The organism is Streptomyces sp. NPDC007896, assembly GCF_042959425.1.
In the GTDB taxonomy this organism is placed as follows: domain Bacteria; phylum Actinomycetota; class Actinomycetes; order Streptomycetales; family Streptomycetaceae; genus Streptomyces.
Genome location: NZ_JBIBKX010000005.1, coordinates 225,165 through 245,883 on the forward strand (window position 1 = coordinate 225,165; position 20,719 = coordinate 245,883).

Sequence of the window (20,719 nt, forward strand, 5' to 3'; positions counted from 1 at the left end):
GGATGCGTGCCTCATGCTACTGGGCCCCTGCCGGGTACTCCCACCGGGGGAAATTCGGTTGCGGACGGTCACGGGGCATGCGCCAGGATGGTCCCGCCAGCGCCCCTCACCCATGGGAGAACGACATGCGCCGATTCCTCGGAACTTCTCAGCGCCCCCACCGGACGACTGTTCCCGAGGACTCGACCACGCATGGACACCTTGAACATCGGCATTCTGGCCCACGTCGACGCGGGTAAGACCAGCCTCACCGAGCGCCTGCTCTTCGACGCCGGCGCCATCGACCAGCTCGGCAGCGTCGACGCCGGTGACACCCGCACCGACGACGGGGAGATCGAGCGCCGGCGCGGGATCACCATCCGCTCGGCCGTCGCCGCCTTCACCGTCGGCGACATCCAGATCAATCTCATCGACACCCCGGGGCACGCCGACTTCATCGCCGAGGTCGAGCGCGCCCTGGAGGTCCTGGACGGCGCCGTGCTGCTCCTGTCCGCCGTGGAGGGCGTGCAGGCACAGACGCGCGTCCTGATGAAGACCCTGCGACGGCTCGGGCTGCCCACCCTGATCTTCGTCAACAAGATCGATCGGGCGGGTGCGCGGGAGGAGGGGCTCCTCGACGACATCCGGCGCCGCCTCACGCCGTACGTCGTCCCGCTCGCCGGTGTGCGTGGCCTCGGCACCGCGCATGCCCGAGTGGTCCCGCGCCCGCTGGACGAGACGGCGGCCGGCACGCTCGCGGAGGTGGACACGGGCGTCCTCGCCGCGGTCGTGGACGGCCCTCCGCCGACCCCGGACGACCTGGCGGCCGCGCTCGCCGCGCGCACCGCCGACGGCTCCCTCCACCCGGTCTTCTTCGGGTCCGCCCTGGGTGGGCAGGGTGTCGCCGAGCTGGTCGAGGGACTGAGCCGGCTCGTCCCGCGCCCGACGGCCCCCGACCGCGCCGAGCCGCGGGGCACGGTCTTCGCCGTGCGCCCCGGACCCGGCGGCGAGCGCACGGCGTATCTGCGGCTGTACGACGGTGAAGTGACGCGTCGTCAGCGGCTCGCGTTCACCCGGCGCGAGGCCGACGGGCGCACCACTCAGGTCCCCGGCAGGGCCCGGGAACTTGAGGTCGTGGGGCGGCCGGGGGCGGCCACCTTGACCGCGGGCAACATCGCCGCGCTCCGGGGCGTCGGCGGCATCCGCGTAGGCGACCGTCTCGGTGAGGTCTCGGGCCGTGCGCCGCAGTTCGCGGCGCCGACCCTGGAGACCCTCGTCCGGGCCCGGCACCCCGGCCAGGCGGCCCCGCTGCGCTCGGCCCTCCTCGCGCTGGCCGACCAGGACCCGCTGATGCACGCCCGGCCCGCCGCGTCCGGCAGCACCGCGCTGCTCCTCTACGGCGAGGTGCAGAAGGAGGTCCTGGCGGCCACGCTCGCCCAGGACTTCGGCATCGAGGCGGACTTCGAACCGAGCCGGGTGCGGTTCCTGGAACGGCCGGACGGCACCGGCGAGGCCTGCGAGGAGATCCAGCGGCACGGGCACATCGGGTTCTGGGCCACGGTCGGGCTGCGGATCGAGCCCGGACCACACGGCTCCGGCGGCGTCTTCACGTACGAGACCGAGCTCGGCGCCCTGCCCCGGGCCTTCCACCAGGCGATCGAGGACACGGTCCACGCGACCCTGCTCTCCGGTCCGCGCGGCCGGCCGGTCACGGACTACAGGGTCACGCTCGTGCGTTCCGGGTTCGTCGGGCCGCTCAGCACGGCCGCCGACTTCCGCGGTCTCACCCCGGTGGTGCTGCGGCGCGCGCTGGAGCGGGCGGGGACGCGAGTGTACGAGCCGTACCACGCCTTCGAGGTGGAGCTCCCGCTCGACGCGCTGGCCCCGGTCACGGCCCGGCTCGCCGCGCACGGCGCACAGTTCGGGGAGACGACCGGCGGCCGGACCTCCTGGCTCGTCACCGGCGAGCTGCCGGCCCGGCATGTGCGGGAGGTCGAACTGCGGCTGCCGGGGCTCACCCACGGGGAAGGGGTCTGGTGGTCCCGCCCGTCGGGGGACCGCCGCATGTAGTGCGGCAGATGCGGTACGCCGGGCGGACGCGGCGTTCCTTCGGCGTACGGCGAAGTGCGGTGGCCGGTGCCGCCGGAGTGGACGCGCTCCCGCCCGCGCTCCCCTTCCGCGACGTCGATCCGCCAACAGGGCGGCCTAGTAGGCGATTTGGGGGGCATTCGGTGAGCAGGAAGGAGGACTGTCGAATGACGACGTCCATCAAACGCCTGCCCAGGCGCGTGCCCGCGTGGGCCAAGGTGATCACTGCCGTCGTGCTGGTGCTCGTGGTGCTGTTCGCCGGGCTGCGACTGGCCGTTCTGCCGGGGCTGCGCGACCTGTTCGGCACCCAGACGCACGACCGCTCCGGACCAGCCCTCCTCAAGTCGATCCAGGACATGAGCCGTTACGACGCCGCCTCGGGCAACTTCCAGGTGGTGGTGGACCTGGAGAAGGATGCCAAGTACCTGCCCGACGCGATCCGCGGCACCCGCACGCTGTATGTGGGGGCCGGCACGGTCGAGGCGTACGTCGACCTCGGTTCGCTCGCCAAGAAGGACGTGACGGTCGACTCCGACCGCACCACGGCCACGCTGCGGCTGCCGCACGCGTTCCTGGGCAAGCCCGCACTCGACCCCAACCGCTCGTACGCCGTCTCCAAACAGCGTGGGCTGCTCGACCGGCTCGGCGACTTCTTCTCCGACAACCCGGACAGCGAACAGGCCGTGCAGAAGCTCGCGGTCAAGCACATCGGCGACGCGGCGAAGGACAGCGAGCTCACCAAGCGGGCCGAGGAGAACACCACCGGCATGCTCGACGGCCTGCTGCGCTCCCTCGGCTTCAAGGAGGTGACCGTGAACTACGGCGCCTGAGCCGGGCCGCACTCCGGCGAGGGTCCAGTGGGGCGAGGTCGTCGCCCCGCCGGGCCCCGCCTCCCGGACGGCGTGCCCCACGGGTCTCGGGTTCCTCGCCGGTGCCGGTGGTCCGGCTTCGGCCCGAGTCCGAAGGGGCGCGGCATCGAAGGAATCTTTGCGGGTAACCGCCCTTACCTGGAGAGCAGTTGAAACCGGGAGAATCGAATGGTCCGTACGGCGTCACTCTTGAGCACCCTGCGCACCACCGGTACAGCGAAATCCGGTCGACGGTCATCGGTACCCGCACAGGAGCGCAAGGCGCTCCCGTTGCCCGTGCGGCTGCTCGTGATGCTGCTGGCCTTCGTGGCCATGGTGGCGTTCGCGGTCGCGCTGGCCCGCCTGACGCTGGAGCCGTCGCCGGCGTCGAAGGCGCTGATCCACACCAATCTGCACCCCGGCAGTTCCCTTCGGGCGTATCTCGACCAGCCGGCCCTGCGCGACGCCGTGAAGCAGATCGGCGGGAACGTCCTGCTCGGTGTGCCGTTCGGCGTGCTGGTGCCCGTGCTGATTCCGAAGGCTCGGGGGATCCTGCGCGTTCTGCTGCTCACCGCGGTGGTGATGCTGCTGGTCGAGTTGGTCCAGGGCACGCTGATCACCGGGCGCGCCTTCGACATCGACGATGTCATCCTGAACACGTCCGGAGCGCTGGTGGGTTATCTGCTGCTGGGACGGCGGATCGGCCGCGCGGTGCATCCCAAGCGCCGTCGGCGGGGCCGGCGCGAGGTCCCGAAGGCGTGAGGGACCGCACGGCATGACCGTCCGCCCGCGGCCCCCACCGCGGGCGGACGGCGTTGATCGGTCCGGTCGATCGGCTGCGATCGATCAGCCGGGGCCGATCGGCCGGGGTCGGCCTCTCAGCAGCCCATGGACCAGGTGTGCGAGTCACCGCGGTCGTTCGCCACGGCGTTGTAGCCGACCTCCTCCCCCGGTCCGAGACAGATCGTCATGGCGCCGCCCTGCCAGGCGTCCTCGTAGACCTTCACGTGGTCCTTGACGCCGGGGCCCGAGATGCCGTGGTTGGCCCAGGACGGCGTTCTGGAGGGTCAGTCCCTGCCGGGCCAGACAGCGGTCGACGAGCACCTGCTGGGCGGTGTCGATGAGGTCGTCGCGGTCGCGCTCGGTTCTGGGCAGCGGGGGCACGGCCCGCTGCGCCGTCGCCGCGGAGCACCCCGTCAACGCCAGTACCCGCCCTCTTCGGCCGCGGCCGCCCCGAGCTCTCCACCACGACGAGCCGTGCTGTCCGGCGGCGGACCAGAAGCACACGTCCGCGGCCCGCGACGCGCCGTGCGTCGCCGCGCTCACCGGTACGGCGGCGAGCAGGGCGGTCGAGGCAACCAGACCGGTCGAGGCGAGGAGGGCGGCGGCGGGCACGGCGAAGCCACGGGGCATGACGACTCCCGGAGGGAAGAGGGGGCGCCGGGGCGGTCGTGATCACCCGGCAAGATCAACCGTGCCCTCGCGGGAATCGGCCATGCCGGGTTCCCGCCCTTTGGTGATCTTTCCTGGGGTGCGGGGTCACTCCTCCCGCGACAGCTCACACCGGCGCGAACCCCGAGGTCCGCGCGCTCCCGCCTCTCGATCCAGCCGTCCGGCGCCGCGCCCTGATCCGCCGGACAGGCCCTAGCGCGGCGCCCAGGTGAACTTGTCGCCGCCCACCCAGCGCACCACGTCCGGGTCGTCGAGATCGTGGATATGGATCCCCTGGGAGCCGGCGAACGTCAGGACATCGGTGATCGACTTCGCCTCGCCGACCATTTCCCCGTCGATCTCCACGATCCGAAACGGCGGGTCGCACGGCTGCACCCCGAGCACCATGACCCGCGGGAAGGAGATGTGGGGGCTCGAGATTTCGGTCATGTCTAGAGCGTAGATCCATTCCCGGGAGCGGGCCGAGGTGAGTGACACTCCGCCGTGCGGGCCGACGGCGGCTGGGCAAGGCTTGAAGGGCTTGAGGGCTTGAAAGGGGTGGGGAGCTCACGGAAGGTGGTGCCGATGGATCCCGTCGAGGCCCTGGACCGGATCGCGTTCCTGCTGGAGCGCGCCCAGGCCCCCACCTATCGCGTACGGGCCTTCCGCACCGCGGAGACCGTGCTGGCCGCGCTGCCCGCCGGGGAGGTCGACAGGCGCGTCGCCGCCGGAACCCTGGAGTCACTGAAGGGCATCGGGCCGAAGACGGCACAGGTCGTGCGCGAGGCGGTGGCCGGTCGGCTGCCCGGCTATCTCAAGACACTGGAACAGGAGGCCGCGGGCCCCCTCGCCGAGGGCGGCGAACGGCTGCGGGCGCTGCTGCGCGGCGACTGCCATCTGCACTCCGACTGGTCGGACGGCGGCAGCCCGATCGAGAAGATGGGCCGGACCGCCGCGCTCCTCGGGCACGAGTGGGCGGTGCTCACGGACCACTCGCCGCGGCTGACCGTGGCGCGGGGCCTGTCCCCCGAGCGGCTGCGTGAGCAGTTGGCGGTGGTGGCGGAGCTCAACGGCCGGTGGGCCCCCTTCCGGCTGCTCACCGGCATCGAGTGCGACATCCTCGACGACGGCTCGCTCGACCAGGAGCCGGAGTTGCTTGAGCTGCTGGACGTCGTGGTGGTGTCGGCGCACTCCAAGCTGCGCATGGACGCCAGGTCGATGACCCGCCGGATGGTCACCGCCGTACGCAATCCGCTCGCGGACGTGCTCGGGCACTGCACGGGCCGGCTGCTCACCGAGCGGCGGCGGCCCGAGTCTGAGTTCGACGCGGACGCGGTGTTCGCCGCCTGCGCGGAGTCGGGTACCGCCGTGGAGATCAACTGCCGCCCGGAACGGCTCGACCCACCGCGCCGACTGCTGCGCCGGGCGCTCGACGCGGGCGTGCTCTTCTCGATCGACACCGACGCGCACGCCCCCGGCCAGCTCGACTGGCAGATCCACGGCTGCGCGCGGGCCGAGGAGTGCGGGGTGCCCGCCGAGCGCGTGATCACCACCTGGAGCGAGGACGAGCTGCTGGCCTGGACCCGGTCGCGGACGGCGCCGACCCGTGTAACCAGCACCTGACAGGCGTAGGCTTGGCCCTGAGAACAAACCCGCGCCCGAGCCCCCGGACGCGTGAAGACGTACGGCGAACCGAGACGTGAGTCGTACGGCGACCCGAGAATCGTCCACCCCTCTTGCCCCCTCCGGGTGACGCAGATCACCGCACCTGCCCTGGTCACGTGGGAACACCCATCGATAGTTCCCCGTTAAACCAATCGTGGGTGTGGATGGGACAGTGTCCCCGGGCCTCACCTTTGCCCACAGGGACGATCGTTCGGCTGAAGCCCTGTGGAGCCTTTCGCCGAGAGGCGACCGCCATCCGTGCCCACCACAGACGGCCCCGACCGAGATTCCCCCGTCCGGTCGGGGCCTTTCCATGCCTGACGCCACGCCCGGCCCCTGCCGTGGCGGGCGGCGGCCTCCGCTTGACTTCGAGTGCTCTCTAATCCGTAGCGTCGAAACATGACCACTGCACAGCACAAGATCGGCTCGGGCTTCGGCGCCCACAGCACCGCCGACGACGTCCTCCAGGGCATCGACCTGACCGGGAAGCTCGCGATCGTCACCGGCGGGTACTCGGGGCTCGGCCTGGAGACCACCCGCGCGCTCACCAAGGCGGGCGCCCACGTCGTCGTTCCGGCGCGCCGCCCGGACGTGGCCCGGGAGGCGGTGGAGGGCATCGACGGGGTCGAGGTGGACGAGCTCGACCTCGGCGACCTCGACAGCGTCCGCGCCTTCGCCGAGCGCTTCCTCGCCTCCGGCCGCACCATCGACATCGTCATCGACAACGCCGGGATCATGGCCTGCCCGGAGACCCGCGTCGGTCCCGGCTGGGAGGCCCAGTTCGCCACCAACCACCTCGGCCACTTCGCGCTCGTGAACCGTCTGTGGCCCGCGATCGAGCCGGGCGGCGCGCGGGTCGTCTCCGTCTCCTCGGGCGGTCACCACAACTCGGCGATCCGCTGGGACGACGTGCACTGGCGCACCGGCTACGACAAGTGGGAGGCGTACGGGCAGGCGAAGACCGCGAACGTCCTGTTCGCGGTCCACCTCGACCGGCTGGGCCGGGAGTCCGGCGTACGGGCCTTCGCCCTGCACCCCGGCGGCATCCTCACCCCGTTGCAGCGCCACCTCGCCAAGGAGGAGATGGTGGAGCGCGGCTGGATCGACGAGGACGGCAACCCGCTGAACCCGTCCGGCTTCAAGTCGCCCCAGGAGGGTGCGGCGACCCAGGTGTGGGCCGCGACCTCACCCCAGCTGGCCGGCCTGGGCGGGGTGTACTGCGAGGACTGCGACATCGCCGAGGTCGCTCCGGCCGACGGCGAGCGGACCGGCGTACGCGACTACGCGATCGACCCCGAGCAGGCCGCGCGGCTGTGGACGCTGTCGGCGGAGCTGACCGGGGTGAACGCGTTCGCGTGACGCGCCCGGGGCGTCAGTCGCGGGCCGTGAACTCCCGCAGATCCGCGAGGAGCCGTTCGGCGTGCGTGGCGAAGAGGCCGTGGCCCGCGTTCTCGTAGACCTTGAGTGTGCCGTTGGGGAGCAGTTCGGCCGCCCGGCGGCCGGTCAGCTCCAGCGGCGCCGACGTGTCGTGGGTGCCGTGGACGACCAGCGCGGGCAGGTCGAGCTTGGGCAGCTCGGGGGCGACGTTCAGGGTGGCCGCGAGGTCTCCCAACGCCGCCCCGCCGCGCGCGGTGGCACCGTGGCAGCGGTTGATCATGGACTGCACATAGGCCGGGGAGAGTTCGTTCCCGGGGAGGTCCAGGGCGAAGAACGAGCGGGCCCCGTCCACGAAGAAGGCGGCCCGGTCGCGGCGGAAGACCTCGTTGCCGGCCTCGACGACGCCCGGGTCGATGCCGTCCGGATGGTCCGCGGACCGGACGGCCCCAGGCGCCATGCCCGCGACGAGTGCCATCCTCGCCACCCGCTCGACGCCGTGCCGGGTCAGACAACGTACGACTTCCGCGGTCCCGATGGAGTGCCCGACGAGTGTCACCCCGGACAGGTCGAGGTGGCGCAGCAGCCCGTCGACGTCGTCGGCCAGGCTGTCGAGGTCGAACCCGCCCCACACGTCGTCGGACCGGCCATGGCCGCGCCGGTCGAAGCCGACGCACCGGTAGCCCTCCGCGGCGAGCGGCAGCATCTGGTACTCCCACATCTCCGTGCCGAAGTAGGCGCTGTTGACGAACACGATCACCTGCCCGGTGGCGGGTCCGTAGTCGACGAAGTGCAGTCGGGTGCCATCGACGGGGCTCTCGAAGTACGGCATGGGAAACCTCCCGGAATCCGGTGGCGGGACGAGTGGGTACGTCCTTCATGGTTCCGGAGGGCCGGGGCGGGGTCGATTACCTCCGAGGTCATGCCTGCGCGTGTGCGCCCTCCCACCTCGTGGTCAGCTCGGTCGGCCCATGGCCCGCAACGGGCACCCGGTGTCGACGCGCGTGGCGAGTTCGGCCCGCAGGGTGGCGAGTTCGGCCATGCGGGCGTCGATGACCTGGATCTTCTGCTCGAACAGCACGGACAGCGCCTCCGCGGAGTCCGGCGCCTCCCGCAACTCCTCGCCGTGCCGCGCGATCTCCGCGAGCGAGAATCCGAGCGTCTGCGCGGTGCGGACGTAGTGCAGCCAGGGCACCGCCTCGGGCGGGAAGTCGCGATAACCGTTGGCCAGCCGCCGACCCGTGACGAGGCCGACCTTCTCGTAGAACCGAATGGTGTCTCGGCTCATGCCCGCCTGCGCGGCGAGCTCTCCGATACGCATGTCCCTCCATCGGACGGCGGGCTTGACCTTGGACCGTACTCCACTGTTTAGCGTGAGGCGTCGCTGCCCCGAGACCAGTTGGAGCCTCATCGTGATCCGGACCCTCACCCCCGAACGCCCCGCCTATCTTCGCGCCGTACGGGCAAGCGCCTGGTACGACCTCGTCGTCACCGCGGGCTTCGCGACGCCTTGGACGTACGCGCTGGTGCACGATGCGCTGTCGTCGTCGGGCAACGCGCTCGGGCTGGGAGCCCTGCCCGAACTCGACCCGGTGCAGACCCTGTACGCGAATCTGATGGGCTCGGTCGTGGTGGTCTGGGCCGTCCTGCGCATCGTCCGGCCGCTGCCGGTGCACGGACTGCTCGACGGCATCGCGCGCACGCTGTTCGCGGCATGGCAGGCGTATGCCCTGGCCCACGGTGCCATGCGGCTGCTTTGGCTGTTCTTCGGCGTCGAGGTGATGTTCGGCCTCGTCCAGCTGGTGCCGTGGTGGCGAAACCGGAACACGAACCCGTTGAGCACCGAAGCCGGCCCGGCCGTTGGGCATCCGCTCCCCGCGCAGGGCCAGTGACACCCGTCTTGAGGCACCTGCACCGACGCCCCGAGTACGCGGCGGTGTGCCCGGCCACGTGCCCCATAGGCCCTCGTCGAACCGAACCCGTACGGCGATACTCCGTACTCGTCATCGCGTCGACGATCCCGGTATGGGCGGGAGCGACCCTCGGTGATCCCGCCAAGGACGCCGTGGCTGTCGCCCGGTCCATCACGGCCGAAGAACGCCGAAGAACGCCGAAGAACAGGGCGTAGCCGTGTGCGCACCGACGACAGCCCGCCCAGCCACCGTGGTGCCACTCGACCTCGTTCAGAAAACGTTCTGGAGACAAGCCCGATGAAACTCGCCAAGCGTCTCGTCCTCACCACGACAGCTGTCGCCGCCGTGACCGCCGGCACGCTGTTCAGCGCGACGGTCGGCCAGGCCGCGACCTCGCAGCCCGCCCGCACCGGCGTCGACGCTCCCGCCGCGCTGAAGGTCCCGGACGGCAACCGGCTCACCGGCGTCTTCTCCGCCGCGGGCGTCCAGACCTACACCTGCACCGACGGCGCCTGGAAACTGCTGGAACCCGCCGCCACCCTGTGGGCCAGGAACGACCGCTCCCACCGCCCCGTCGCCCTCCACTCCCGCGGCCCCGTCTGGGTGTCCACGGTGGACGGCAGCGCCGTCAACGCCACCGCCATCGCCAACTCCCCCAGGACCGGCACCATCCCCGAGCTTCTCCTGCAGTCCACCGCCACTCGCGGCACCGGGGTCTTCGCCGGCGTCTCCTACGTCCAGCGCCTCGACACCCACGGCGGCGTCGCCCCCACCACCGCCTGCACCGGTACCGACCAGATCAGCGTCCGTTACTCCGCCACCTACGCCTTCTACAAGCCCGCCAAGTGATGCGGTAAGGAACGACGGCAGGGGCCCTCCGGACGATTTCGAGGAGCCCCTGCCCTGCTGCGGGCAGGCAGGGCGGCTGTTGTTCCGGAAGCGGTCACCAGACGGACGTCGTGAACCCCTGGCCGTGGGTCAGTGCGGGGCGCGCTCCTCCAGGGCGGTGCGCCAGGCGGGGGAGGGGCCCTCGCTCACCGGCTCGGCGCGTCGGCCGCCCCGCGCGAAGAAGTCGGCGAGCGGCAGGATCGCGGCACCGACCGTGACCGCGTCCGGACCGAGCCGGCCCAGGTCGATGGAGACGCGCTCGGCCGGGTAACGCAGGGCGTACGAGGCCGCGTACCGGCGGACGGCGGGCAGAAAGCGGGTGCCGAGCTGGAGGCCCGCCCAGCCGCCGATCAGGATCCGCTCGGGCTGGAAGAGGTTGATCAGGTCGGACAGGCCCGCGCCCAGGTACTCGGCGGTCTCCTCCAGGACGGCGAGCGCCACGGGGTCGGCCACGACGCCCTGCTCGGTCGGATAGGCCGCGGTGAGCATCGCGGTGAGCGCGGTCTCCTCGTCGGTGCCCTCCGGCGGGCGTCCGCCCTCCTCGCGCCAGCGGTCGAGGAGCGCCTCCGCGCCCGCGTACGCCTCCAGACAGCCCAGGGCTCCGCACCGGCAGCGGCGCCCCCTGACCCGTACCGTCAGATGGCCCCACTCCACCGAGCGGCCGTGCTCCACGTCCTCGGTGACCAGACAGGCGCCGACGCCCGAGCCGAAGAGGACGACGACCGCGTTGCGCGCGCCGCGTCCGGCGCCGAACCACATCTCGGCCTGACCCAGGGTCCGGGCGCCGTTGTCCGCGAAGTACGGGACGGTGTCGGGGAGTTGGCAGGCCGAGCGGAGCAGGGACTCCAGCGGGACGGCGTCCCAGCCGATCGTCTGACCGTGCACCACCGCACCCGCCTCGGGCGTACGGGCGACGATTCCCGGGACGCCGATCCCGACGCCGAGCAGCCGCTCGGGGGCGATGCCCGCCTCGTCCAGCACCTCGGCGATGCCGTCCCGGATGTGCCCGACGATGACATCGACGTCGTATTCCCGACGCTTCGACGACGGTCCGCCGCCCAGCGGCGGCCCCTCCCCCCGGGCCGCCCCCTCGCCCTCCGACGCCCATTCACCCCCGTACCCCTGCCGCTCCAACGGCCTCTCCGTGCGGGCGAGTTCGGTGAGGGTCAGGTCGAAGAGCTCGACACGGACGCGGGTTTCGCCGACGTCGACGCCGATCATATGGCCGCTGCTGGGTACGACCCGCAGCAACGTACGCGGACGCCCGCCGTCGGAGTCGACGCTTCCGGCCTCCTCGACCAGACCGTCCGCGACGAGTTCCGCGACCACGTTGCTGACGGAACCGGAACTCAGTCCGGTGGCCGGCCCCAGCTCGAAGCGGCTCATGGGGCCGTCGAAATACAACCGTTGCAGCACGGCGGTGCGATTGCCGCGTCGCAGGTCACGCACTGTCCGCCCGTTCCGCACCGCCATGTGAATCCCTTCCGGCCAGCCCGACCTGCAAGATACCCCTGCGCGATCCCTTGACGCGACATTCTTCCGGGTCTTAACTCACGTCCTAAATTAAGTCATGAGGGTCGTTCGAGAAGTGAACGCGGGCGCCCCTCATGACTCTCCCTCCGGGAAAGGGACAAACGCAGCCATGCGCAGAATCCGAGCCGCGGCCGCCGGTGCGGTCACCGTCTCCCTGCTGACCGCCGTGACCGCCTGTGGTGGCGGCTCGTCGACGGGCGGCGGGTCCAACGACTCGCCGAAGACGCTCACGTACTGGGCCTCCAACCAGGGCGCCAGCATCGAGGTCGACAAGAAGGTCCTCCAGCCCGAACTCGACAAGTTCGAGAAGCAGTCCGGGATCAAGGTGAAGGTGGAGGTCGTCCCCTGGTCGGACCTGCTGAACCGGATTCTCACCGCGACCACGTCGGGTCAGGGCCCCGACGTCCTGAACATCGGCAACACCTGGAGCGCCTCTCTGCAGGCCACCGGTGCGCTGCTGCCGTGGGACGCGAACAACTTCGCCAAGATCGGCGGCAAGGACCGCTTCGTCGACTCGGCGCTCGGCTCGACGGGCGCGCAGGGCAAGGACCCGGCCGCGGTCCCCCTGTACTCGATGGCGTACGCGCTCTACTACAACAAGAAGATGTTCGCCGACGCGGGGCTTGCGAAGCCGCCGGCCACCTGGGACGAGCTGATCGCCGACGGCAAGAAGCTGTCCAAGGGCGGCAAGTGGGGCCTGGGGGCCGAGGGTTCGAACCCCTCGGAGAACATCCACCACGCCTTCGTCTTCGCCAAGCAGCACGGCGCCGACTTCTTCACCGCCGACGGCAAGCCGGACTTCACCTCGGACGGCACGGTCGCGGCGGTCAAGCAGTACGTCGACCTGATGGCCAAGGACAAGATCATCGCGCCCGGCAACGCCGAGTACGCCCAGAACCAGTCCGTGAGCGACTTCGCCAAGGGCAAGAACGCGATGCTGCTGTGGCAGTCGGCGTCCGCCAACCTCAAGTCACAGGGCATGAGTGACGACGCGTACGGCATCGCCCCGGTCCCCGTGCAGTCCGGCACCCCGGGAACCGGCACCAACGTCAACTCCATGGTCGCGGGCATCAACCTGGCCGTCTTCAAGAACACCCACAACCTCGACGGCGCCACCAAGTTCGTGAAGTTCATGACGAGCGACGCCGAACAGAAGGTCCTCAACACGGCGTACAGCTCGATCCCGCCGGTGAAGACGGCCCAGACGGACGCCACCTTCAACACCCCCGCGAACGCGGTCCTCAAGGACACCCTGGCCAAGAGCGCCGCCGCGCTTCCGCAGGTCGCCGACGAGTCCCAGTTCGAGACGACGGTCGGTACGGCCATCAAGACGTTGTTCGCGGAGGCGGCCGCCGGACGTGCGGTGACCACGGATTCGGTGAAGGCGGAGCTCGAGAAGGCCCAGCAGCAGATGCCGGCGAAGTGAGCGCGGACTCCCTCATGACCACCACGACCGCCGCCTCCGCCGACTCCGGCGAACGGGCGGTGCCCAAGGACTCCCCCGGGGCGGCGCGCGGGCCGCGCCGCCCCGGGCGGATCCGGCGCATCGCACTGCCCTATCTGCTGCTCCTGCCCGCCCTGATCCTCGAACTCCTGGTCCACCTGGTGCCGATGGTGATCGGCATCTTCATGAGCTTCAAGGAGCTCACCCAGTTCTACATCCGCGACTGGGGCACCGCGCCCTGGTCCGGATTCGACAACTACAAGGTGTCGGTGGACTTCAGCGCGCCCGTCGGCAAGGCGCTGCTGCACTCGTTCCTCGTCACTGTCGGCTTCACCCTGCTGTCGGTGGGCCTGTGCTGGCTGATCGGCACTGCGGCCGCCATCTACATGCAGGACACCTTCCGCGGCCGCGGTCTGCTGCGGGCGCTCTTCCTCATCCCGTACGCGCTGCCCGTGTACGCGGCGGTCATCACCTGGGTGTTCATGTTCCAGCACGACAACGGCCTGGTGAACCACGTCCTGCACGACCAGCTGCACCTCACCGACAAGCCGTCCTTCTGGCTCATCGGCGACAACAGCTTCTACGCCCTGCTCACCGTCTCGGTGTGGAAGGGCTGGCCGTTCGCGTTCCTCATCGTCATGGCCGGCCTCCAGAACATCCCCGGGGAGCTGTACGAGGCCGCCGCCCTCGACGGCGCCGGTCTGTGGCAGCAGCTGCGCCGCATCACCCTGCCGTCACTGCGCCCGGTCAACCAGGTGCTGGTGCTTGTCCTGTTCCTTTGGACGTTCAACGACTTCAACACGCCGTTCGTCCTGTTCGGCAGGACCGCCCCGGAGGCCGCGGACCTCATCTCGGTGCACATCTACCAGGCGTCGTTCGTCACCTGGAACTTCGGCACGGGATCCGCGATGTCGGTCCTGTTGCTGCTCTTCCTGCTCGTCGTGACGGGCGTCTACCTGCTGCTGACCTCTCGAGGAAGGAAGACGGCCGATGTCTAGCACCGCGCAGACGGCGTCCGGCGCCTCGAAGGCGTCCCGCTCGCCGATGGCTCCCCCGCGATCCTTCCTCTGGTCCCGCGGGATCTTCCTCACCCTGCTCACCGGCTTCGTCCTGGTACCGGTCTACGTCATGGTCTCCAGCTCGCTGAAGCCGCTCGCGGACGTCTCGGGGAAGTTCCGCTGGCTGCCGAGCGGGCTGACGATCCGCCCGTACGTCGACATCTGGTCGACGGTCCCGCTGGCGAGGTACTTCGTGAACTCGCTGATCGTGGCGGGCGCGGCGACGGTCTGCTCGGTGGTGATCGCGGTCTTCGCGGCGTACGCGGTGAGCCGCTACAGCTTCCGCGGCAAGCGCGTCTTCACGGTGACCGTGCTGTCGACGCAGATGTTCCCCGGCATCCTCTTCCTCCTCCCGCTCTTCCTTCTCTACGTCAACATCGGCAACGCCACGGGCATCGCGCTGTTCGGCTCGCGCGGCGGCCTGATCCTCACGTATCTCACCTTCTCCCTGCCGTTCTCGATCTGGATGCTGATCGGGTACTTCGACTCGGTGCCGCGCGATCTGGACGAGGCGGCGCTGGTGGACGGCTGCGGGCCGCTCGGCGCGCTGCTGCGGGTGGTCGTGCCCGCCGCGATCCCCGGCATCGTCGCCGTCGCCGTCTACGCCTTCATGACCGCCTGGGGCGAGGTGCTGTTCGCGTCGGTGATGACCAACGACGCCACGCGCACGCTCGCCGTCGGGCTCCAGGGCTACTCCACGCTCAACAACGTGTACTGGAACCAGATCATGGCCGCCTCGCTCGTGGTGAGCGTCCCGGTGGTCGCCGGGTTCCTGCTGCTCCAGCGCTACCTCGTCGCCGGCCTGACGGCAGGAGCCGTCAAGTGACCGACTCCTCATCCCCTGAAGGGACTTCCGTGACCATCGACCTTGCCGCACTCCCCGAGGACTTCCTGTGGGGCACGGCCACGTCGGCCTACCAGATCGAGGGAGCCGTCGCCGAGGACGGCCGCTCGCCGTCCATCTGGGACACGTTCTCGCACACCCCGGGCAAGATCGACAACGGCGATCACGGCGACACCGCCTGCGACCACTACCACCGCTGGCGCGAGGACATCGCGCTGATGCGCCAACTGGGGACCAACGCCTACCGGTTGTCCATCGCCTGGCCCCGGGTGGTGCCGGGCGGCGACGGCCCGGTCAACGCGAAGGGGCTCGACTTCTACGACCAGTTGACCGACGCCCTGCTGGAGGCGGGCATCACCCCCTCGGTCACCCTCTACCACTGGGACCTGCCGCAGGTGCTCCAGGACCGCGGCGGGTGGCCGGCCCGCGACACGGCACACCACTTCGCCTCTTACGCGTCGGTCGTCGCGGAGCGTCTGGGTGACCGCGTCCAGCACTGGACGACGCTGAACGAGCCCCTGTGCTCGGCCTGGATCGGCCACCTGGAGGGCCGGATGGCTCCCGGCCTCGCGGATCTGGCGGTCGCGGTCCCCGCCTCGTACCACCTGCTCCTGGGCCATGGCCTGGCCGTGCAGGCCATCCGCGCGGCGGCACCGGACGCCCAGGTGGGCATCGTCAACAACCTCTCCAGCATCGAGGCCGCCACCGACCGCCCCGAGGACGTCGCGGCGGCCCACCGGCTGGACGGACACACCAACCGCTGGTGGCTGGACCCGGTGCACGGCCGCGGGTTCCCTGCGGACATGCGCGAGGTCTACGGCGTCGAACTCCCGGAGCTGCCGGGCGACTTGGAGACCATCGCGCAGCCCCTGGACTGGCTGGGACTCAACTACTACTTCCCGTCCTCCGTCGCCGACGACCCCTCAGGACCCGCGCCGCGCGTGCGCACGGTGCGCCGCCTGGGCGTTCACCGCACCGGCATGGACTGGGAGGTCGACGCCGCCGGCATCGAGCGCCTGCTGCTGCGCCTCACCGACGACTACGGCGCCCGCAAGCTGTACGTCACCGAGAACGGCTCCGCCTATCCCGACGTCGTCCGCCCCGACGGCACCGTCGACGACCCCGAGCGCACGCGGTATCTGGAGCAGCACCTCGCCGCCTGTGCCGCGGCGGCCGGCAAGGGCGTCCCCCTCGCCGGATACTTCGCATGGTCGCTGCTGGACAACTTCGAGTGGGCCTACGGCTACGACAAGCGCTTCGGCCTCGTGCACGTCGACTACGAGACCCAGCGGCGCACGGTGAAGGGAAGCGGGCACCGGTACGCGGACATCATCCGGGCCCACGGGGAGCGCAGGCGCAGCGCGGCCTGACGTACGTCCCGGCCTTCGCGCTGGACGCGCGTGTCCCCTCGAACGGAGCTCGCGTCCAGCCGAAGGCGAGGGACGCGGTCACCCCTTCGATCTGCCGGCTCCATGCCGGCCGATGTCGTCCAGGGCCGCCACGAGCTGCGGAGCCACCACCTTGCGGGTCCAGGCGGCATCGTCGTCACCCACGGCGCGGGGCACGGTCTCGATGAGCATGATCAGGTAGAGGTAGCTGCGGTAGAGGGCGAGGCGTCGGCGGGCCGCGGGGTCGAAGTCCGCGCGGCCTCCCGCCTTCCGATAGCCGCTCAGGAAGGCCGTGTCGTCCTCGATGTCGCCGAGGAGGGCGAGGGAGACGAAGTCCGCCAGGGGGTCGCCCCAGAACATGCGCTCGCCGTCGATCAGGCCGCCGATCCGGGGTGTTCCTTCCGGCCGGTCCACGAGGATGTTGCCCGGCCACAGGTCGAAGTGGACCAGGCGGGGGGTGGTGACCTCCTCCAGGGCGTCGTACGCCGCCCTCGCGGTGCGGGCCACCTCGTCCACGGGCCGGGGCAGCCAGGCCCGATAGCGGCGGGCGTCGTCCAGGACGGCGTCGTACATGGTGGTGAAGGCGGTGCGCCAGTCGGGGGCGAGCGGGCCGAGGGCCCCGGACGGGTAACCGAACCCGGGTCCGGTGACCTGGTGGAGCCGGGCCACCAGGCCGCCCAACTCCGCACGCAGAGCGGACTGTTCGTCAGGAGTGAGTGTGCCGTTCCACGACTGGCCCGGGCAGGCCGTCATGAGGAGGTGACGGTCCCCGGTGGCCACGACGCGCGGCGACGGTACGTCGACGGTGGCCGCCGAGCGGTAGAACTCCGCCTCGGACACCAGGAGTTCGCGCTCATGGCGCATGCCCGGGGCGGTCCGCGGGGGCGGGACCTTCAGCACATGGCGGGTGCCGTCGGTGAGGAGGAGTTCCTCGACGGTGTTGTAGGTGCCACCGTCGAGCGGCCGGCAGCGGGCGAGGCGGTCCGGCGGCAGCCCGGCCGCCGCGAGGATCCGCCGCGCCCGCTCCCAGGAGCCCTCCGTCATGCGCCCCACCCGCCCCTTCGGTCACCCGGCCGCGTACACGTCCTCCACGTAACGCCCGTTCGCGATCAGCTCGTTCAGCCACCTCTCGGCGGTCGCCTCGTCCGCGTCCGGCGTACGGTCCCGGTACAGCGTACGGAAGGCCTCGCGGACGCCGGGTGCCATGCGCGAGCCGTCACCGCACACGTACACCCGGGCCCCGGCCCGCAGCAGCTCCCAGACCTCCTCCGCCTCGGCGGCGATCCGGTGCTGCACGAAGGTCACACCCTCGACGGGCGCCAGGCTGAAGGCCGGGCGCAGGGAGACCGCTCCGGCGGCCTCGGCGGCGTGGAGTTCCTCGGCGTGGAGGTAGTCCGCGTCCGGGGCGTCGCAGCCGAAGTAGCAGATGGCGGGCGGCAGTTCGGCTCCCGAGGCCAGCTTGGCCCGGCGGTCGGCGATGGCGCCGCGGAACGGGGCGAGTCCGGTGCCCGCCGCGACCATCACGACCGGCGCGCGGGCGTCGATCCGGAAGGCCTCCCGGCAGGGCTGGACGCGGGCGAGGACGGTGTCGCCGGGCTTGACCGTGTGCAGGTGGCCGGAGCCGACTCCGGTGTACGTGCCCCGGCCGGAGCGGGCCGGGGCCTCCAGCAGGGAGACCATCAGGTCGGCGTGGCCGGGGTCGGTCGCGGGTGAGGACGACACCGAGTAGGGGCGGGGGCGCAGCGGGGTGAGGAGGTCGAGCAGGGCCGACCAGTCCAGCGCGCCGCGCAGGGCGGGGTGGGCCTCGCACACCTCGACCAGGGTGCGCGGGTCGTCCACGAGCGCCGCGAGGGCCGTTCGTTCCGGCGGGCACGGGTTGGCCGCCGCGAGGACGGTGAGCTGGTCGAGGGTCGGGCGTTCCTGCAACTCGACGTGGTGTGTGAGGAGTTGGCGTACCGTCAGGGGCCGGTCGACCGCGATGCCGTCGCGGCGCGGGCGGGTGGCCCGGATGTCCAGGACCGTGTCCAGGTCGAGGCCCAGCGCGGTGGCGGTCCGCTCGACGAGGGCCGGGTCGTTGACCGGAAGCACCGTGAGGTGGTCGCCGGTGCGGTAGGTCGTGCCGTCGGGCAGGGCCAGCCGGACGAAACGCTTCGTGCGCGGGTGCGTCGGCGCGGTGAGGTCGTACGCCTCGGTGACGGTCATGGGGAGCAGCCCGTGCCGCTCGGCGAGGGCGTCCAGGAGACCGCCGGTCAGCGCCCGGACCTCGTACGCCGCCGTGGGCTCCACTGTGTCGGTGGCGTCCGGGTCGCCGTACCGCTCGAGCAGCGCGGTGCGCAGCCGGGCCGTGAAGGTGCGGACGGTGCCGGCGAGGTCGCCCGAGGCGTCGGCCGCGGCGCGCTCCAGGAGCCGGGTGCCGCCCCCCTGCGCGAGGCGCTCGTCGATGTGGGCCGGGACGTGCTGGTAGGTGGCGGCCCAGTTGCGGTCGCCGACGCCCAGGACGCCGTACGTCACGCCGGTGGCCTGAGGGGTGGTGTCGAGCCAGGCCGCGAAGGCGGTGGCGTCGTCGGTGGGCTGGCCGTTGTAGGAGGCGGCGGTGATGACGACGGGGCGGTCGGTGGGCAGCCCGTCGGTGTACGCGTCCAGCGGGGCCACCTCCGTGTCACAGCCGATCCCGGCGGCCTCGTCGGCGAGCGAGGCGGCGAATTCGCGGCAGGTGCCGTAGTTGCTGCCGTGCAGGAAGAGTGCGCGGGTGCCGGGACGCACCCGGATGGGCAGGGTGGACGCGTCGGCCGGAGTCTGCGCCGCGTTCTGGGCGCCGGCGCCGGGCAGGGGCGCCTGGACACGGTCGGCGGCCGTGCGCGGGGTGAGCGTGAGGGTGAACCCCTCGGGCTTGAGAGTGAGCGTCTCCTTGACCGTCAGCGCGTAGTCGGCGTGGTCGTGCAGCCGGTAGCGGTGGACGAGCATGGCCAGCAGCATGGTGGCCTCGTGCAGGGCGAACTGCCGCCCGATGCAGGCGCGTTCACCGGTGCCGAAGGGCTTGAACGCGTGCGGGGAGCGCGCGGCCTCCGCCTCCGCCGTGAAGCGCGAGGGGTCGAAGAGTTCGGGGTTGTCGCCCCACACCGGCTGCCGGTGCAGCATCGGGCCGAGCACGGTGACCGCCTGTCCGGCGCGCAGCGGGATCCGGCCGCCGAGCAGGGTGTCCTCGCGGGCGTGCCGGCTGAACGCGGCGGCGGTCGGCCACAGCCGCAGCGCCTCGTTGAGCACCTGCCGGGTGTAGGTGAGCCGCCCGATCTCCTCGAACGTCGGCTCGGGGTCCGCGTCGCCGCCCCACAGCGCGTCGGCCTCGCGTTGCACGAGCTGGAGTACGGCGGGGTGTTTGGCCAGGTAGTAGAGCGCGAACGACATCGCGCCCGAGGTGGTCTCGTGGCCCGCGATCAGGAAGGTGATCACCTGGTTGCGGATGTTGGCGGTGTCGAGCGTGGTGCCGTCGGCGGGGTGCTCGGCGGTGAGCATCAGTCCGAGGAGGTCCCCGGCGTCGGCCGCGTTCGGTCCGGCGTCAACGCGGGCGGCGATCACCTCGTCGACGACCCGCGCGAGGTGGTCGGCGTCCGCGCGGAAGGCCGCGTCCGCCGCTGAGTGGTCGCTGCCCGGCGTGCGGCTGAGCCGGGTCATGCTCCACTCCAGGCAGCGGACCATGGACTCGACGAAGGGGTGGGGTTCGTCGCGCTCGAAGGAGCCGAAGTCGTAGCCGAACCCGGCGAGTCCGATGGTGTCGAGGGTCATGCGGGTCATGTCGTCGGGGACGTTCACGGGCTGTCCGGCGCGGGCGCCGCGGTCCCAGGAGTCGATCAGCCGGCGTGCGACGCGCAGCATCACGGGGTGGTAGGTGCGCATGGAGCCCAGCGCGAAGGCGGGCATGAGGATGTCGTGCGCCTTCGCCCAGTTCGGCTCGTCGTTGTAGGCGGTGAACAGTCCGTCGGCGGCGAACGCGCGGACGTTCTCCAGGGCGGGTCCGACGGCCTTGGCGAACCGGTTCTCGTCGGCCAGGTCGGTGACCAGGTCGAGATCGCCGACGAAGAGGGTGTCCCGGCCGTGCAGCCGTCGTACGAGCACGGGGCCGTGCGCGCGCATCAGCTCCATCACCTGCTGGAGTGGGGTTCGGCCGGGTCCGGTGTCGGATATGTCGACGACCGGTATGTCGTGGAGGGAGTGTGTGGGTTGCGGGTGCGGCGCAGTGGGGGACATGGCGCGACAACTGCCTTTCGC

At 71.2% G+C, this 20,719-nt stretch carries 18 protein-coding genes; 11 read left to right on the forward strand and 7 right to left on the reverse strand.

Annotated elements, in window-relative coordinates:
* Window positions 1-192 precede the first annotated feature (192 nt).
* The 3 genes from otr(A) to ACFZDJ_RS18420 all read left to right on the forward strand — a co-directional run bounded on the left by otr(A) (window position 193) and on the right by ACFZDJ_RS18420 (window position 3,677).
* Complete coding sequence (gene otr(A), locus ACFZDJ_RS18410; RefSeq protein ID WP_391060131.1) at window positions 193-2,049, forward strand: tetracycline resistance ribosomal protection protein Otr(A); 1,857 nt, start codon at window positions 193-195, stop codon at window positions 2,047-2,049.
* A 185-nt stretch (window positions 2,050-2,234) separates the two neighbouring features.
* Window positions 2,235-2,897: a DUF4230 domain-containing protein gene (locus ACFZDJ_RS18415; RefSeq protein WP_391060133.1), complete on the forward strand. Its 663-nt coding sequence runs from the start codon at window positions 2,235-2,237 to the stop codon at window positions 2,895-2,897.
* A gap of 207 nt (window positions 2,898-3,104) precedes the next feature.
* On the forward strand, window positions 3,105-3,677 hold the full coding sequence (locus ACFZDJ_RS18420; protein ID WP_384915353.1) for a VanZ family protein: 573 nt from the start codon (window positions 3,105-3,107) through the stop codon (window positions 3,675-3,677).
* 116 nt (window positions 3,678-3,793) lie between these two features.
* Here the strand turns inward: ACFZDJ_RS18420 and ACFZDJ_RS18425 are convergent, their stop codons facing one another.
* Window positions 3,794-3,922 (reverse strand): hypothetical protein, encoded by a 129-nt coding sequence (locus tag ACFZDJ_RS18425; protein WP_391060135.1) that lies wholly within the window; start codon window positions 3,920-3,922, stop codon window positions 3,794-3,796.
* Window positions 3,923-4,559: 637 nt separating this feature from the next.
* The gene (locus ACFZDJ_RS18430) at window positions 4,560-4,796 is read right to left on the reverse strand and encodes a hypothetical protein (protein WP_391060137.1); all 237 of its coding nucleotides are present in this window, start codon (window positions 4,794-4,796) and stop codon (window positions 4,560-4,562) included.
* A gap of 135 nt (window positions 4,797-4,931) precedes the next feature.
* Here ACFZDJ_RS18430 and ACFZDJ_RS18435 point away from each other — a divergent pair, with 135 nt between their 5' ends.
* Complete coding sequence (locus tag ACFZDJ_RS18435; RefSeq protein ID WP_391060139.1) at window positions 4,932-5,969, forward strand: PHP domain-containing protein; 1,038 nt, start codon at window positions 4,932-4,934, stop codon at window positions 5,967-5,969.
* 441 nt (window positions 5,970-6,410) lie between these two features.
* Complete coding sequence (locus ACFZDJ_RS18440; protein WP_384915341.1) at window positions 6,411-7,370, forward strand: SDR family NAD(P)-dependent oxidoreductase; 960 nt, start codon at window positions 6,411-6,413, stop codon at window positions 7,368-7,370.
* A gap of 13 nt (window positions 7,371-7,383) precedes the next feature.
* Here ACFZDJ_RS18440 and ACFZDJ_RS18445 read toward each other — a convergent pair whose 3' ends face one another.
* Together ACFZDJ_RS18445 and ACFZDJ_RS18450 are read right to left on the reverse strand one after the other, a co-directional pair.
* Complete coding sequence (locus ACFZDJ_RS18445) at window positions 7,384-8,217, reverse strand: alpha/beta fold hydrolase (protein WP_390935452.1); 834 nt, start codon at window positions 8,215-8,217, stop codon at window positions 7,384-7,386.
* A gap of 123 nt (window positions 8,218-8,340) precedes the next feature.
* Window positions 8,341-8,706 carry a MerR family transcriptional regulator gene (locus tag ACFZDJ_RS18450; protein WP_384915335.1) on the reverse strand — a complete coding sequence of 122 codons (366 nt, stop codon included), beginning with the start codon at window positions 8,704-8,706 and terminating at the stop codon, window positions 8,341-8,343.
* A 91-nt stretch (window positions 8,707-8,797) separates the two neighbouring features.
* Here ACFZDJ_RS18450 and ACFZDJ_RS18455 point away from each other — a divergent pair, with 91 nt between their 5' ends.
* Both ACFZDJ_RS18455 and ACFZDJ_RS18460 read left to right on the forward strand, forming a co-directional pair.
* Window positions 8,798-9,277, forward strand: a complete 480-nt coding sequence (locus ACFZDJ_RS18455; protein ID WP_391060572.1) for a hypothetical protein — start codon at window positions 8,798-8,800, stop codon at window positions 9,275-9,277.
* Window positions 9,278-9,595: 318 nt separating this feature from the next.
* On the forward strand, window positions 9,596-10,147 hold the full coding sequence (locus ACFZDJ_RS18460; protein WP_390935447.1) for a DUF3455 domain-containing protein: 552 nt from the start codon (window positions 9,596-9,598) through the stop codon (window positions 10,145-10,147).
* Window positions 10,148-10,276: 129 nt separating this feature from the next.
* Here ACFZDJ_RS18460 and ACFZDJ_RS18465 read toward each other — a convergent pair whose 3' ends face one another.
* The gene (locus ACFZDJ_RS18465; protein ID WP_390935445.1) at window positions 10,277-11,659 is read right to left on the reverse strand and encodes an ROK family protein; all 1,383 of its coding nucleotides are present in this window, start codon (window positions 11,657-11,659) and stop codon (window positions 10,277-10,279) included.
* A 169-nt stretch (window positions 11,660-11,828) separates the two neighbouring features.
* Here ACFZDJ_RS18465 and ACFZDJ_RS18470 point away from each other — a divergent pair, with 169 nt between their 5' ends.
* Genes ACFZDJ_RS18470 through ACFZDJ_RS18485 form a run of 4 tightly spaced genes read left to right on the forward strand, consistent with a single transcriptional unit; the run spans window position 11,829 to window position 16,435 of the window.
* Window positions 11,829-13,145 carry a sugar ABC transporter substrate-binding protein gene (locus ACFZDJ_RS18470; RefSeq protein ID WP_168514311.1) on the forward strand — a complete coding sequence of 439 codons (1,317 nt, stop codon included), beginning with the start codon at window positions 11,829-11,831 and terminating at the stop codon, window positions 13,143-13,145.
* A 14-nt stretch (window positions 13,146-13,159) separates the two neighbouring features.
* Window positions 13,160-14,161, forward strand: coding sequence for a carbohydrate ABC transporter permease (locus ACFZDJ_RS18475; protein WP_099946846.1), 1,002 nt, complete (start codon window positions 13,160-13,162; stop codon window positions 14,159-14,161).
* Window positions 14,162-14,207: 46 nt separating this feature from the next.
* Window positions 14,208-15,047 (forward strand): ABC transporter permease subunit, encoded by an 840-nt coding sequence (locus tag ACFZDJ_RS18480; RefSeq protein WP_390935491.1) that lies wholly within the window; start codon window positions 14,208-14,210, stop codon window positions 15,045-15,047.
* 29 nt (window positions 15,048-15,076) lie between these two features.
* Window positions 15,077-16,435 (forward strand): GH1 family beta-glucosidase, encoded by a 1,359-nt coding sequence (locus ACFZDJ_RS18485; protein WP_391060142.1) that lies wholly within the window; start codon window positions 15,077-15,079, stop codon window positions 16,433-16,435.
* A 78-nt stretch (window positions 16,436-16,513) separates the two neighbouring features.
* Here ACFZDJ_RS18485 and ACFZDJ_RS18490 read toward each other — a convergent pair whose 3' ends face one another.
* Together ACFZDJ_RS18490 and ACFZDJ_RS18495 are read right to left on the reverse strand one after the other, a co-directional pair.
* Window positions 16,514-17,497, reverse strand: a complete 984-nt coding sequence (locus ACFZDJ_RS18490; RefSeq protein ID WP_391060144.1) for a phosphotransferase — start codon at window positions 17,495-17,497, stop codon at window positions 16,514-16,516.
* 21 nt (window positions 17,498-17,518) lie between these two features.
* Window positions 17,519-20,698, reverse strand: a complete 3,180-nt coding sequence (locus ACFZDJ_RS18495) for a cytochrome P450 (protein WP_391060573.1) — start codon at window positions 20,696-20,698, stop codon at window positions 17,519-17,521.
* Window positions 20,699-20,719: the final 21 nt, after the last annotated feature.